Origin of the sequence: Sandarakinorhabdus cyanobacteriorum, from assembly GCF_002251755.1 — a bacterium.
GTDB lineage: Bacteria > Pseudomonadota > Alphaproteobacteria > Sphingomonadales > Sphingomonadaceae > Sandarakinorhabdus > Sandarakinorhabdus cyanobacteriorum.
In genome coordinates this window covers 1-13,318 of the sequence record NZ_NOXT01000082.1, presented here as the reverse complement: position 1 = coordinate 13,318, position 13,318 = coordinate 1, and the positions used below count along the sequence as shown (strand labels likewise).

Sequence of the window (13,318 nt, the reverse complement as noted above, 5' to 3'; positions counted from 1 at the left end):
CCTTTCGTGGAGCCCTGTCATTGGCGATTGGCGGGCCGGCGGCGCGGCCAATTCACGGATTCAACCGGTCGATTTTGCAGATTCGATCAGTCGGCGCGCATGCGGGTGCGATATTCGCTGGGCGTGCAGCCGGTCTGGCTGCGGAAGGCGCGGTTGAACGGGGCGAGGCTGCCGAATCCGGCGTCCAGCGCGATGGTGAGGATCGGCACCTCGCGCTGGCTGGGATCGGCAAGGGCGGCCATCGCCTCGGCGATGCGGAACTGGTTCAGCCAGGCGTTGAAGTTGCGGGCGCCCAGGCCCTGGTTGATGGCCCGGCGCAGGCGATATTCCGGCACGTTCAGCCGCGCGGCAACCGCGGTGATGGTTAGGCCATCCTGCCGGTAGAGCAGCTCCTGGCGCATCAGGCTGTCGAGCCGGGCCAGCAGCGGCGAATCATCGGCCTCCGGCGACGGGGCGGCACCGGCGACGGGCCGGGCCGGCGGCATCAGCAGTCCGGGATCGCGCCAGCCAAAGGCCAGGAAGGCCACCATGACCGTTACGGTGAGCAGGGAGGCCGAGTTGATCAGGCGCTACCAACCCGGCGGCGGCCAGCCCGGCGCCAGCAGTTCGGCCCCGACGATCACCAGGATGGCGAGCCCGATGGTCAGCGCCAGCACCAGCCGCACCCGGCGCCGCAGCTCCACCAGATCATTGTCGCGCCCGCGCAGCGCGGCCGCCACGCCCAGCGCCGTGAAGATGGCGTTGGGCAAGGGCCAGGTCAGGATCAGCGCCAGCCGGGGCCAGCCCCCGCTGACACCGAAATAGGAACTGGTGGCGCCGGCCACCACGAGGGCGGCCACCGCCAGGCCGTGCCAGGGCCGCAGCTGGAAATCATCATCGAACCAGCTTTGCGCGAACAGCCAGAACAGGCCGGGCGAGGCCATGCCCGCCAGATGCAGCGGCATCCGCCACCAGGCGAAGTTATAGGCGGCCGGCAGGGCGGGCAGATAGAGATAGCCCAGCCCGGCCACACACAGCAGCACCCCCAGCCGCGCCGTGAGCGCGGCCCGCCAGCCCTTGCCGAAATTCCAGGCGAGCAGCGCCAGCAGCACCATCGTGCCACCGCGCAGAACGCCATCCCAGAAACTGATATCCATTGCCGGGCAGGCTATCAGCCGGGATTGGGCTTGTCACATGGTCAGGCTTGCAGCCAGCCGGCGGCCGTGAGCCGGGCGCTTTCGGCGCGGCTGACGGGGGCCGAGAGGCCGGTTTCGAGGGTGAGGAACAGCCGGTCGCCATCGCGGCGGCTGCCGGTGGCGGCGGCGCGGGCCACCCACCAGCTGCGGTGCACGCGGGCGCCCGGCACATCAGCCAGCAGCACCGCCGCATCGGCCATGCGCATCAGCACCAGATCATCGCCCAGATCGGTGTGGACCCTGAGATAATGATCCTCTGCCGACAGCGCCAGCAGCCGGCCGGCACGCAGGCGCGGCGGCAGGCGATCGGCCAGGGCGGCGGGCATGGTGATTGGCGCTGGCGCCGCAGCCGGTTCGGCCGCCGGAGCGGGCAGGGGCTCTGGCGGCGCGTCTGGCAAGGCCGGCAGCACCACCGGGGCCGTGGTGACGTTGATGATGGTCATCACCAGCGAGATCGGGGAACACCACGGTGAAAAAGCCCAGCAGCGTGGGCAGGGTGATGGCGATCTGGCCAAAGAACAGCACGCTGGCCACAACGACGATGAAGGTGAGCGGCAGGGCGATCAGCAGCGCCGCCAGGGCCATTTCCAGCCAGCGCCAGTGCGCAAGGCGGCCCCATATTTGCACCGCCGCCGTGATCAGAAGGCCAAGCAGCGACCCGGCCATGATCACGCTGAACCAATAGGTGAGACGGGGGATGAGCGGGGCCTGATCGGTGCGGAAGGCGCCGGTGAGGGCCAGCACCAGCGCGGCAGCGGTGCCAATGGCGATGCCGCGCCTGATGCGGGGCCGCAAATTCAGCTGCAGCCTGGGTGCAATTGGCGAAGCGTGAACGGCAGCGGGCGGCCCTTCACGAACTGGCGGCGTCATCCTGCGCATCTCCCGGCGACATCAGCGGCTTAGCCAGCCACCACAGGCCATGCAACCGGGCAAAACGCCCTTCACCCCACGGGAGACCGCCATGACCTTGAACCGCCTGCTCACCGTCGCCCTGCTGGCCCTTGCGCCGCTGGCTGCCGCACCCGCCGCGGCCGAAGGCCCCGCCACGCTGACCGTGACCTTCACCGTGACCGACGCCCCCACCGGCCAGATCATGCTGAGCCTGTATGACAATGAGGCGGCGCATGACCGTGGCGGCAAGCCGGTGGCGCAGGCGGCGGTGCCGGTGCAGCAGGGTCAGGCAGTGGCGACCTCCCCCGGCCTGGCCCCCGGCCGCTATGCCATCAAGGCGTTTCACGACATCGATGGGGACGGCAAGATGGGCATGACGCCGTTCGGCATGCCGACCGAGCCCTTTGCCTTTTCCAACAACGCCCAGGCCGTGGGTGGCCCGGCGCCGTGGTCGGCGAGCAATTTTGCCGTTGATGGCCCCGCCGCCGCCACCAGCATCACCATCCGCTGAGGAGCTGCCCGCCATGATGCTTGACCGCCGCGAATTGTTCAGCCGCGCCCTTGCCGCCGGGCTGGGCGCCAGCCTGCCGGCCGAGGCGCTGGCCGCCGGCCTGGCCGCTGCCGCCCAGCCGCAATGGGCGCTGGCGCTGGGCGATGTGGCGGCTGATATTGCCCCGCGTGGCCTGACCCGGCTGCATGGCCGGCTGCCCGCTGATCTGGTGGGCACCCTTTATCGCAACGGGCCGGCGCTGTTCCGGCGCGGCGACACGGCGGTGAATCACTGGTTTGATGGCGATGGCCTGGTGCGGGCCTTTGCCTGCCATGATGGCGGCGTGCAGCTGCAGGCGCGCTTTGTCGACACGCCCAAGCGCCGGATCGAAACGGCGGCCGGTCGCATCGTGCAGCCGGGCTTTGCGACGCCGGCCCGGCCCGGCGCCCAGGTCGGCAGCGCAGACGACACCAACGCCGCCAACACCCATGTGATCGCTGCCGGCGGCCGGCTGCTGGCGCTGTGGGAAGCCGGATCGGCCACCGCCATGGACATGGCGACACTGGCAACGATTGGCCCGGTGGCGTTCCGCCCCGATCTGAAGGGCATGCCCTTCCTGGCGCATCCCAAGGTGGAGGCATCGGGGCGCATCTGGAACATCGGCCTGTCGGGCAAACATGCCTATGTCTATCGCCTGTCGGCCGGCGGCGCGCTGGAGGCCGGGCAGATGATCAAGCTGCCCGCTGCTTCCTACTGCCACGATTTCACCATGGCGGCGCGGCACCTGATCATCGTGCTGCAGCCCTGGCTGCACGAGAAGGCCAGCCTGCCCTTTTCGACCGGCATGGTGTGGCGGCCGGAACAGGGCACGCGCGTGCTGGTGATCGACAAGGATGATCTCACACGGCAGCGGCTGTTCGAGCTGCCGGCGCTGTTCTTCTTCCACCTGGGTGATGGCTGGGAAGAGGCGGACGGAACCATCCATTTCGATGGCGCCTTTGACAGCAGCCCGCTGTTTGCCGTGGAAGGCGCCCCGGCCCTGGTCGAAGGCCGCTATCCGCGCAGTGAGCGGCCGATGCTGCGGCTGGTGAGCCTGCATCCCGATGGCCGGGCCCGGCTGCGCGATGCCGGCATCACGGCGGAATTTCCGCGCAACCCCGGCGGGCATGATGGCCCGCGCCCGACATTTCATGTTGGCGGCTATCAGCCTGGCCGGCCGTTTGCGCGCAGCATCGGCCGGTGGGATTGGCAGGCCGGGCGCGGCCAGGCCCATGATTTCGGGGCCCACCAGATTGTCGAGGAATTCGTGCCCGCCGGGCCATGGCTGATCGGCACCACCATCAACCTCAAGGCGCGGGCGACGGAACTGCACATGATGCGCGCCGATCGCTTGACCGATGGCCCGGTGGCAAGTTTTCGTGCCGATGTGGCGCTGCCGCACAGTTTCCACGGCAGCTGGCTGGCGGCCTGAGGTCAGGCCGCCAGCACAGGCTTATTGCGGACCAACCACCTCGCTGGCGCTTTGCGCCGGGGTGGTGACGGTGCGGGTGGAACGGATCATCGGCGTGTCGCGGCCCGACCAGTCGAGGAAATCGCCCTTAACGCGGCGATAATTGTCCTTGCTGTCATACAGCTTGACGCCTTCGAGGTTGAGATCGCGGGCTTCGGCGCTGCCGATGGCGGCGAGCAGGGTGAAGCCGGCGACATAGGCGTTGCGGCGGGCGGTGGCGAGGATCACCTTGGCGTTGATCAGTTCCTGTTCGGCGTTCAGCACTTCGATGATGGTGCGGTTCCCCACGCCATTTTCGGCGCGGACGCCTTCCAGCGACAGGCTGTTGGCGGCGATCGCCGCCTCGGCCGAGCGGATCACGTCCAGGCTGGCCTTGTAACTGGCAAAGGCGGCGCGGACCTGCTGGATGACCTGGCGTTCAGTGGCGATCTGGTTTTCCATCGCCGCGGTCTTGCGGGCCTGGGCCTGGCGGATCTGCGCGGCCGGCCGGCCACCCTGATAGAGCGGCAGGGTCATCTGGCCACCGATCACGCCCGATTCCTGGGTGGACGGAATGTTGATCGGGATATTGGCCCGGGCACCGCCAAAGTTGTCGTTGCGGTTGAGGTTGCCAAAGGCCGACAGCGTGGGCAGGCGGGAGGCGCGGGCCGCCTTCAAATCAAGGCCGGCAGCCTCGCTGTTCTTGGTGGCGGCGGCGATGTCGGGATTTTCCTTGATGGCAATCTCCACGGCCTCATCGACACTGGCCGGCAGCCCGGGCAGCGGCGGCGGCGGCGACAGATCGGCCGGCGGTTCACCCACCTGCTGGATATAGCGTTCCTTGGACGCGATGAGATTGGCCTCCGCATTCCGCAGATCGGCCTGGGCCTGGGCCAGGCGCGCTTCGGATTGGGCGACATCGGTGCGGGTCAGGTCACCCACCTCGAACCGGTCCTGCGTGCCGCGCAGGTTGGTTTCCAGCGTTTTCACATTGGCGCGGTTGAATTCGACGATCTGGCTGTCGCGCAGCACATCATTGTAGGCGGCGACAACCTGGCTGAACACGCTGGCTTCGGTGGCGCGCAGGGTTTCGGCGCCGGCCGCGATGCGGGCATCGGCGGCCTTCATGTTGAACTTCACCAGACCGCCCTGATAGATCGGCACCTGCACCTGCACCTGGGTCTGCAGGGTGCGCGGGATCACCACGAACTGGCCGCCGGGGATCAGCACGTTTTCATTGAAGGTGGAGTTGATCTGGGCCGTTGGCAGGCCGGCAGCGCGCTGGATGGCATAATTCTCGTCGGTGGCCATCTGGTTGGCGCGGGCGGCATTCAGCGTCGGGTTGGTTTCATAGGCCTTGGCCAGGGCCTGGTTCAACGTGTCGGCACGGGCAGTGGTGCCCGCCAGCGCCGAAGCGGCCAGCAGGGCGGTGATTGCCAGTTTGTGGGCGGCGGCACGGCGTTGGCGAACTGCCCCGGGGCCAAGCGTCTGCATTTCAAACATGTCCTTCATTCAGTCCGGCCGCGTTCACGGCCGTCTGGCGCCCCCCTGGCACTGCCATATAGAGACAAGACAGCGGCCGGCCAAGGGGTGCACCCGATAAATTTGAGTAACGACCAAATCGCCCATCATTTGCTGGCCGGCAAGGCCTTCAGATAGGCGGCAATGGCGGCGCGGTCGGCATCCGTCAATTGCGCCATATTGGCCTGCACCTCCACCATCGATCCGCCGACGCTGTCATAATCGGGGGTGAAGCCGGTCTTCAGATAATCGGCGATCTCGCCGGCGCTCCAGGCCAGTGCCGGCGGCGTGAGGCCCGGCACCTTGCCTTTCCCTTCGGCATCGGGGCCGCCGGCCAGCCAGCGGGTGCGGTCGCTGCCGCCAAAACCGTCATGCGGGGTGTGGCATTCGCCGCAATGGCCGGGCCCTTCCACCAGATATTGCCCGGCGCGCGCGGCGGCCGGGGCGTTGGCAGGCAGGGGCACCACCGGCTGGGCATCAAGATAAAGGCGCTTCCACAGGCCGATGCCGCGCCGGATGCTGTAGGGAAAGGCCAAATCATGATCCGGCGTGGTTCCGGCCACGGCAGGCAGGGTTTTCAGATAGGCAAACAGATCGGCCACATCGCCGGGCCGCATCCGGGCATAGCTGGTGTAGGGAAAGGCCGGATAATAATGGCGGCCATCGGGCGCCATGCCGCGCCGCATCGCATTGTCGAACTGCGCCAGCGTCCAGCCGCCGATGCCATCGGGGCCGGGCGAGATGTTGGGCGGCTGGAAGCGGCCGAACGGCGTGTCGAGCGGCGCACCGCCGCCCAGCGCCAGCCTCGCTGCCCCCTTGGCCCCCTTGGCCGCGTGGCAGGAGGCGCAGCCGCCGGCATGAAAGATGCGGGCCCCGGCGGCGGCATTGCCGGGGCCTTGCGCGACGTCATCAGCGGCCAGAGGTTGCGGCGCGGTGAGCATCCACGCCGCCATGGCGATCAGGGTTGCAGCCCCGATCAGGGCAGCGTGGCGCCGGCGCATCTCAACCCTTCTTGATGCGGAAGCCTTCGTGGCAGCTCTTGCAGTTGGCGGTGACCATGCCGAACGCCTTGCCAAAGCCGGCGGCATCGCCGGGCTTCAGCGCGGCGGCGGCTGCCGTATCGGCCTGGAACTTGGCGGTGGCGGCCTTCCAGTCGGCCGGCTTGTCCCAGATGGCGGGCGCGGCTTCGGTTTCGCCGCCGGTCTTGGAATTGGCCGGGAAATGCGCCGGGAAGGCCTTGGCGGCGGCGGCATAGTTGGCGAGGATCTTGTTGGCGGCGGCCGCATCGAACGGCACCGCGCCCTTCAGCATGTCGGCCGCCATCTTGGTGTCACGGCCATTGGCCTTCATGATCGCCTTGCGATCCTCGATCGGGCCGGCGGTCACGGCGGTGGGCAGGATCGCGGTGGCTGCAATGGCAGCTGCAATGAGGGGGCGCAGCATCAGATTGTCCTTCTCCAGGGCCTTTACGGCGGACAGGCAACATAGCCCCCGCGCCCGGCCGCTGCCAATGGTGCAAATGGCGCGGGGCCCGGGCCGGGATTGTGTTTGGCCGGGCATGCGGCATGATTGGCCGGAACGGCCAAGGGGGGGTATCGATGCGGAATATGCTGATCGCGGGCGCGATGCTGATGGCAGGGGCGGCGGCGGGCGCGGCCCCGATGCAGCTGGCCGATGCCATGGCCTATCCCTTCACATCGGGCCTGGTGGCCAGCCCCGATGGCAAGCGCATCGCCTGGGTGCGCGAGGTGATGGGCGAACGCAACATCTGGGTGGCAACGGGCGCAGCCAGCCCGCCGCAGCGGATGACCGGGTTCAGCGGTGACGACGGCCAGGAATTGACGCAGCTCAGCTTCGCGCCCGATGGCCAGAGCCTGTTGTTCGTGCGCGGCGGCGATCATGATGGCAATTGGGCCGCCGCCGGCAATCTGGCCCCCAATCCGTCAGCCAGCGTGGACGAGCCCAAGGTGATGCTGTGGCGCGCCGATGCCGCCGGTGCCCGGGCGCTGGCCGAATGCGATGCGCCGGCGGTTTCGGCCAGCGGCACCATCGCCTGCATCAAGGCCGGCCAGGTGTGGACGGTAAAGGCCGATGGCAGCGGCTTTGCCCGGCTGTTCTTCGATCGCGGTCGCGCCAGCGATCTGGCCTGGTCCCCCGATGGCAAGCGGCTGGCCTTTGTGTCACGGCGCGAAGGCCATGCGCTGATCGGCGTCTATGCCGGGCCGGCGGCGCCCATCACCTATCTGCCGGCCAGCAGCGGCATCGATGGCACGCCGGTGTGGTCTCCCGATGGCACCCGCATTGCGTTTACGCGGCGCTGGGATGGGCTGGATGGCTATGGCCGGTTCCTCGAAGCCAAGCCGCAGCCCTGGGCAATCATGGTGGCCGATGTCGCGGCCGGCACGGCGAAACAGGCCTGGGCCAGCGGCACCAGCCTGCGTGACAGTTTCCCCGATGTGGTGGGCGGCGCCAATCTCCACTGGGCGGCCGGTGACCGGCTGGTCTTCCTGTCGGCCGCCACCAACTGGCAACAGCTTTATGCGGTGCCGGCCGCCGGCGGGCCTGCCACGCGGCTGACCGGCGATGGCTTCATGGTGGAGCATGTCAGCCTCAGCCCGGATGGCAGCACGCTCTATTATTCGGCCAACAGCGGCGCCGACAGGGATAACGACACCCGCCGCCATGTGTTCCGCGTGAAGGTGAGCGGCGGCCCGGTGACGGCGGTGACCGCCGGCAGCGGCCTCGAATGGACCCCGGCCGCCACCCAGGATGGCGTGGCCCTGATTGCCGCCAGCGCCCACGATGCCGGCGTGGTGCAATGGTGCGCGCCGCGCTGCGCCACGCTGGCCGGGCAGGTGGCGCCGGGCAATTTTGCCGGGCCGGCGATGGTGGTGCCCGAAAAGGTCAGCTGGCAGGCACCCGATGGCACCACCATCTTTGGCCAGCTGTTCCGCCCGGCTGGTAGCGGCAAGCGCCCGGCAGTGGTGTTCGTGCACGGCGGCCCACCGCGGCAGATGCTGCTGGGCTTCAGCTACATGCGTTATTATGCCAATGCCTATGCGCTGAACCAGTATCTGGCGGCGCGCGGCTTTGTGGTGCTCAGCGTCAATTATCGGCTGGGTATCGGCTATGGCTGGGATTTCCAGCATCCGGCCGATGGCGGCCCGCGCGGCGCCGGTGAATATCAGGATGTGATTTCGGCGGCGCGCTGGCTGCAGGGTCGGCCCGATGTGGATGCAAGCCGCATCGGCATCTGGGGCGGCAGCTATGGCGGGCTGCTCACGGCGCAGGCGCTGGCGCGCAACAGCGATGTGTTCAAGGCCGGGGTGGATATCCACGGCGTGCACGACTGGTCGCGCAGCATGATCGAAACGCTGGGCGCCGGCATCACCAGCTATGGCGACACCGAACGCGACCGGGCGCTGCGCACGGCGTGGAAATCATCGCCGCTGGCCGACGTGGTGGGCTGGCACAGCCCGGTGCTGCTGATCCACGGCGATGATGACCGCAATGTGCGCATCAACCAGACCATCGCGCCCGCCGCCGCCCTGCGCCAACGGAGCGTGCCGTTCGAGGAACTGGTGATCCCCAATGAGATCCACGATTTCCTGCGCCATGCCGGCTGGGCCAAGGTGAATGCCGCCACCGCCGAATTTCTGGAGCGGCAGTTGAAACCCTGATGCCCAGCCCGGTCAGCGCAGATCGGGCGGGGTGGCGTCGGCCCGGATCAGGGCGATGGCTTCGGCCAGCGGCATCACCTTCTGCTCGCCGCCCTTGAGGTTGCGCAGCGCCACCGTGCCTTCGTCTGCCTCGCGCCGGCCGACAACCAGCATGTAGGGCGCCTTCTGCAGGCTGTGTTCGCGCACCTTCAGGTTGATCTTTTCGTTCCTGAGGTCGCATTCCACCCGGATGCCGGCGGCCTTCAGCTGCTCGGCGACCTGGCCGGCATAGGCATCGGCGTCGGACACGATGGTGGCGACCACCGCCTGGCATGGCGCCAGCCAGGTCGGGAACCAGCCGGCGAAATGTTCGATCAGGATGCCGATGAAGCGTTCATAGCTGCCCAGGATCGCGCGGTGCAGCATCACCGGGCGGTGGCGGTTGCCATCCTCCCCCACATAGGATGCGTCGAGCCGTTCCGGCAGCACCGTGTCGGTCTGGATCGTGCCGACCTGCCAGGTGCGGCCGATGGCATCGGTGAGGTGGAATTCCAGCTTGGGCGCATAGAAGGCGCCTTCGCCGGGCAATTCTTCCCAGCCCCATTCCGGCGTGTTGCGCCCGGTGGCGGCCACGGCATCGCGCAGCGACTGTTCCGCCCAGTCCCACATCTCGTCGCAGCCGAAGCGCTTTTCGGGGCGCAGCGCCAGCTTGATGGCATAGGAAAAGCCGCCCAGATCCTTGTAGACCACGTCGAGCAGATCGCAGAAGGCGGCGACTTCGGCCACCAGCTGATCCGGCCGGCAGAAAATATGGCCATCGTCCTGTGTGAACTGGCGCACGCGCATCAGGCCGTGCAGCGCGCCGTGTGGCTCGTTCCTGTGGCAGCAGCCCATTTCGGCCAGGCGCAGCGGCAGGTCGCGATAGGATTTGATGCCCTGGCGGAAGATCAGCACGTGCGCCGGGCAGTTCATCGGCTTCAAGGCCATCCACTGCGCGTCATTGGAGACGACCGGCCCCTCATCCTCGGTGTTGGGCACCTCGTCGGGGATGACGAACATATTCTCGCGATATTTGCCCCAGTGGCCGGATTGTTCCCACTGGCGCGCGTCCATGATCTGCGGGGTCTTCACCTCGTCATAGCCGGCGGGATCGAGCCGGCGGCGCATATAGGCTTCGAGCGCGCGATAGATCACGAAACCGCGCGGGTGCCAGAACACGCTGCCGTGGGCTTCCTCCTGCAGGTGGAACAGGTCCATCTCGCGGCCCAGCTTGCGGTGGTCGCGCTTGGCGGCTTCCTCCAGCCGCGTCAGGTGCGCGTCGAGCTGCTTCTTGTTGAGCCAGCCGGTGCCATAGATGCGGGACAGCTGCGGGTTCTTGGGATCGCCGCGCCAATAGGCGCCCGACACGCGGGTCAGCTTGAAGGCCTGGGGGTCGAGCTTGCCGGTCGAGGGCAGGTGCGGGCCGCGGCACATGTCGAGCCAGTCATCGCCCGACCAATAGACCGAAAGCTCCTCGCCTTCCGGCAGTTGCGCCGCCCATTCGGCCTTGAATGCCTCGCCCTGCTGCGTCCAGCGCTCGATCAGCGCCTGGCGGCTCCACACGTCCCGGCGCAGCGGCTTGTCAGCGCGGATGATGGCGCGCATCGCCTCCTCGATGGCGGGCAGGTCTTCCTCGGTGAACGGACCGCGATCAGGGGCGGGGGCGAAATCATAATAAAAGCCATCGTCCGTCGACGGGCCAAAGGTAATCTGCGTGCCGGGGAACAGTCCCTGCACGGCTTCGGCCAGCACATGGGCAAAATCATGCCGCGCCAGCTCCAGCGCATCGGCCTCATCCTTCGCCGTCACCAGCGCCAGCGCCGCATCGGCCAGGATCGGCCGCGACAAATCAACAATCTCGCCATCCACCTTGGCCGCCAGCGCCGCCTTGGCCAGGCCGGGCCCGATGCTGGCCGCCACATCGCCGCCGGTGGTGCCGCGCGCGACTTCGCGCTGCGAGCCATCGGGAAGCGTGAGGGTGATCAGATCCGACATGGTGACCTTTTGCAGAAGAAGAGCAGCCGCACCGATTGCGGCCGACCTGCGCTTAGCCAATGTCGGCGGCCTTTGCCACAATTGACTGACGATGCCCCGCGGTGCTCCGGCTTATCATGCGACATTTCTTTCCTTAACTCTCTATTCACAAATAGTCGCGGCCTTGGCATGTTTGCGAAGCATTGCAGCAGCCGGCCGGGGGGCACGAATGGAAATCAGGGCAGCCGATCTGTTGCGGGCCATGCAAGACGGCATGCGCCTTCAGGGGGATGATACAGGGGCATTTTCGTTTCTGCCGTTCGCGCTGCCCATATTGCAGGCCCGTTTCGACAGTGGTGAGGCCGACAACGCGGGCGCTCCCGCCACCACGGCACTTGATCCCGCCAAGTTCGAACATTTTGCCGATCGGGCGCACCGCGCCTTTCTTGGCGAACCCGGCATCATCATGCCTCATGTGCGCGTGGAAACGCTGCTGGAAGCCATCGGCATGGCCTGTGACCGACTGGCCGCCGAGCCAGGCGGCCGCGGCGCACCAGATGCGGCCACCCGACTCAACATGCAGTCTGGCCTGCAATTGGTGGGCGTGCGCATCTGTGCCAGCCCGGCGGTGGCAGATTTGCTGCAGGCCAGTCCCGGCGCGCTGCGGCTCAGCAATGCGCGGCTGCCATTTTCGCTGCGGCTGATAGGCTGTGTCATTGAAACCCCATTGGCGCTGAGCAACTGCCAACTGGTGACACTCGACCTGTCAGGGTCGGCCTTGCGCGGCCTTGATGCGACCTTTTTTTTCTGCCAGTGGCAGTGTTCGTCTGCGGCGCACGTTTCTGGTGGCACCTGCGGATTTTGCCGGGGCGACCGTCCATGGCTATTTCGATGCAGGCGATGCCATTTTCAAACCACTGGCCACCCCGCCCGATGCGCAGCGGCTCGATGGCGACCGCGGCATGCTCAACCTCAACCAGGCGCGGGTGGACAATGACGTGCAATTGAGCCGCGCCACCATCTGGGGCGGGCTGTCGATGCGCGGGCTGCACACGCAGCGGTCGATCCACATGGATGAAGCGGTGATCCTGTCGCCGCTGGGGGCGCTTGAGGCGCTGGTCTGGTTTGCGCTCATGCGAGTCCACCCCAAATTCGTCGACGCCACTGTGTACGGGCGCCAGCAATGGACTGAAGATCGCAAGAATTTTCATGACATTGTGACCAAGGGAAGCATGCCGGAGCCTCAGAAGCCCAAGCATTATGTCGATGCCCTGCAACGTGCCCGACGCATGGCCGCCCTGTTCGGTTGCGATGAGTTTTTTCGGCTTCCCCTAGCTGATTGGCGCCTCAGCGTGCTGTCTCAACTGCTCACCCACAGCCTGCGCGCCCGCACATCGGCGATCCGCGCGGATGGCGTGGAGGTGGGGGGCAGCATCTTTGCCCAGCATCTGCGCTGCAACGGCCGGTTCCGGATGAAATATGCCGTCGTCACCGGCGGCCTGTCGCTGCAGGGCGCCCGCCTGCGATCAGCCGAAGCCATGCGCCGGGCCTTTGATGAGGTGCCGGTGCCCCTCCTGGCGGTTGGCAACTGGAGAAAGCAGGGAACCGGCATCGATGGACCGGAAGGGAGCCGGCAGGAATCCCAGAATGAAATAAGCAGGCGGTTGGTCTGGAGCCCTCGGCTGACCAGACTGCTCGAACTGGTCTATTCGCGGCTGGAAACCTATTTCTCGGTGGTGTCGGAGGAGGATTTTCGCAACGATATCGCGCCGCCTTATGCCGATGCCTATGTGCTCGATCTGCGGGAATCGCGCTTTGGCGGATCGGTGCGGATCGGGGTCCCGCCGGACGATGCCGACAAGCCCGGCCAGCCGGTGCAGCAGACGGCCATTGATGGCGTGATTGCGCTGCAACGCGCCAATATCGACGGCGAGTTGTTTCTGGATGGGGTCGTCTTTGCCTGGTCGGTGCGGGTGAGTGATCAGCATCCGGATGAAGTTGCTGACGATAGTGAAAAGCAGAAATACACAGATGCCGCCTCCAACCCGCCTTATTCATGAGCCTTCCTGTCAGGGCGTTG

13 protein-coding genes are annotated in these 13,318 nt (G+C 67.1%); 6 read left to right on the top strand and 7 right to left on the bottom strand.

The genetic code is table 11. The features are described from left to right. Positions 1–86 precede the first annotated feature (86 nt). From CHU93_RS03760 to CHU93_RS03750, 3 genes are read right to left on the bottom strand one after another with little or no spacing between them, the layout of a single operon-like run. Positions 87–530, bottom strand: a complete 444-nt coding sequence (locus tag CHU93_RS03760; protein WP_094472823.1) for a helix-turn-helix domain-containing protein — start codon at positions 528–530, stop codon at positions 87–89. 39 nt (positions 531–569) lie between these two features. Continuing rightward, positions 570–1,136: a hypothetical protein gene (locus CHU93_RS03755; protein WP_094472822.1), complete on the bottom strand. Its 567-nt coding sequence runs from the start codon at positions 1,134–1,136 to the stop codon at positions 570–572. A gap of 41 nt (positions 1,137–1,177) precedes the next feature. Next, on the bottom strand, positions 1,178–1,618 hold the full coding sequence (locus tag CHU93_RS03750) for a LytTR family DNA-binding domain-containing protein (RefSeq protein WP_094472821.1): 441 nt from the start codon (positions 1,616–1,618) through the stop codon (positions 1,178–1,180). On the opposite strand from CHU93_RS03750, the gene CHU93_RS17285 reads away from it, so the two are divergent. From CHU93_RS17285 to CHU93_RS03735, 3 genes are read left to right on the top strand one after another with little or no spacing between them, the layout of a single operon-like run. Further along, positions 1,608–2,078 (top strand): hypothetical protein, encoded by a 471-nt coding sequence (locus tag CHU93_RS17285; RefSeq protein WP_133064309.1) that lies wholly within the window; start codon positions 1,608–1,610, stop codon positions 2,076–2,078. The two genes, CHU93_RS03750 and CHU93_RS17285, sit on opposite strands and share 11 nt — an antisense overlap. Positions 2,079–2,136: 58 nt before the next feature. After that, positions 2,137–2,577 carry a DUF2141 domain-containing protein gene (locus CHU93_RS03740; RefSeq protein WP_094472819.1) on the top strand — a complete coding sequence of 147 codons (441 nt, stop codon included), beginning with the start codon at positions 2,137–2,139 and terminating at the stop codon, positions 2,575–2,577. A 13-nt stretch (positions 2,578–2,590) separates the two neighbouring features. Beyond that, positions 2,591–4,027 (top strand): carotenoid oxygenase family protein, encoded by a 1,437-nt coding sequence (locus tag CHU93_RS03735; protein WP_165768589.1) that lies wholly within the window; start codon positions 2,591–2,593, stop codon positions 4,025–4,027. Positions 4,028–4,048: 21 nt separating this feature from the next. Here the strand turns inward: CHU93_RS03735 and CHU93_RS03730 are convergent, their stop codons facing one another. The 3 genes from CHU93_RS03730 to CHU93_RS03720 form a co-directional block, all read right to left on the bottom strand. Next, positions 4,049–5,548 (bottom strand): TolC family outer membrane protein, encoded by a 1,500-nt coding sequence (locus CHU93_RS03730; RefSeq protein ID WP_423825890.1) that lies wholly within the window; start codon positions 5,546–5,548, stop codon positions 4,049–4,051. A gap of 125 nt (positions 5,549–5,673) precedes the next feature. Beyond that, positions 5,674–6,567 (bottom strand): cytochrome c, encoded by an 894-nt coding sequence (locus CHU93_RS03725; RefSeq protein ID WP_094472817.1) that lies wholly within the window; start codon positions 6,565–6,567, stop codon positions 5,674–5,676. A 1-nt stretch (position 6,568) separates the two neighbouring features. Further along, positions 6,569–7,009 carry a c-type cytochrome gene (locus CHU93_RS03720; protein ID WP_165768588.1) on the bottom strand — a complete coding sequence of 147 codons (441 nt, stop codon included), beginning with the start codon at positions 7,007–7,009 and terminating at the stop codon, positions 6,569–6,571. A gap of 155 nt (positions 7,010–7,164) precedes the next feature. On the opposite strand from CHU93_RS03720, the gene CHU93_RS03715 reads away from it, so the two are divergent. Next, complete coding sequence (locus CHU93_RS03715) at positions 7,165–9,246, top strand: S9 family peptidase (protein ID WP_165768587.1); 2,082 nt, start codon at positions 7,165–7,167, stop codon at positions 9,244–9,246. 12 nt (positions 9,247–9,258) lie between these two features. Here CHU93_RS03715 and thrS read toward each other — a convergent pair whose 3' ends face one another. Beyond that, the gene (thrS, locus tag CHU93_RS03710; RefSeq protein WP_094472814.1) at positions 9,259–11,259 is read right to left on the bottom strand and encodes a threonine--tRNA ligase; all 2,001 of its coding nucleotides are present in this window, start codon (positions 11,257–11,259) and stop codon (positions 9,259–9,261) included. 208 nt (positions 11,260–11,467) lie between these two features. On the opposite strand from thrS, the gene CHU93_RS17280 reads away from it, so the two are divergent. Together CHU93_RS17280 and CHU93_RS03700 are read left to right on the top strand one after the other, a co-directional pair. Beyond that, entirely contained in the window at positions 11,468–12,235 is a 768-nt protein-coding gene (locus CHU93_RS17280) for a hypothetical protein (protein WP_133064307.1), read from the top strand. Positions 12,236–12,308: 73 nt separating this feature from the next. Next, a complete protein-coding gene (locus CHU93_RS03700) occupies positions 12,309–13,298 on the top strand; it encodes a hypothetical protein (RefSeq protein ID WP_133064306.1) in 990 nt (329 codons plus the stop codon). Positions 13,299–13,318 lie beyond the last annotated feature (20 nt).

Bases quoted from the DNA above. Each gene is read 5' to 3' on its own strand.
- CHU93_RS03730 (WP_423825890.1), bottom strand. From the start codon at position 5,548: ATGTTTGAAATGCAGACGCTTGGCCCCGGGGCAGTTCGCCAACGCCGT.
- CHU93_RS03755 (WP_094472822.1), bottom strand. From the start codon at position 1,136: ATGGATATCAGTTTCTGGGATGGCGTTCTGCGCGGTGGCACGATGGTG.
- thrS (WP_094472814.1), bottom strand. From the start codon at position 11,259: ATGTCGGATCTGATCACCCTCACGCTTCCCGATGGCTCGCAGCGCGAA.
- CHU93_RS03740 (WP_094472819.1), top strand. From the start codon at position 2,137: ATGACCTTGAACCGCCTGCTCACCGTCGCCCTGCTGGCCCTTGCGCCG.
- CHU93_RS03700 (WP_133064306.1), top strand. From the start codon at position 12,309: ATGGATGAAGCGGTGATCCTGTCGCCGCTGGGGGCGCTTGAGGCGCTG.
- CHU93_RS17285 (WP_133064309.1), top strand. From the start codon at position 1,608: ATGATGGTCATCACCAGCGAGATCGGGGAACACCACGGTGAAAAAGCC.
- CHU93_RS03750 (WP_094472821.1), bottom strand. From the start codon at position 1,618: ATGACCATCATCAACGTCACCACGGCCCCGGTGGTGCTGCCGGCCTTG.
- CHU93_RS03720 (WP_165768588.1), bottom strand. From the start codon at position 7,009: ATGCTGCGCCCCCTCATTGCAGCTGCCATTGCAGCCACCGCGATCCTG.
- CHU93_RS03715 (WP_165768587.1), top strand. From the start codon at position 7,165: ATGCGGAATATGCTGATCGCGGGCGCGATGCTGATGGCAGGGGCGGCG.
- CHU93_RS03760 (WP_094472823.1), bottom strand. From the start codon at position 530: ATGGTGGCCTTCCTGGCCTTTGGCTGGCGCGATCCCGGACTGCTGATG.
- CHU93_RS17280 (WP_133064307.1), top strand. From the start codon at position 11,468: ATGGAAATCAGGGCAGCCGATCTGTTGCGGGCCATGCAAGACGGCATG.
- CHU93_RS03735 (WP_165768589.1), top strand. From the start codon at position 2,591: ATGATGCTTGACCGCCGCGAATTGTTCAGCCGCGCCCTTGCCGCCGGG.
- CHU93_RS03725 (WP_094472817.1), bottom strand. From the start codon at position 6,567: ATGCGCCGGCGCCACGCTGCCCTGATCGGGGCTGCAACCCTGATCGCC.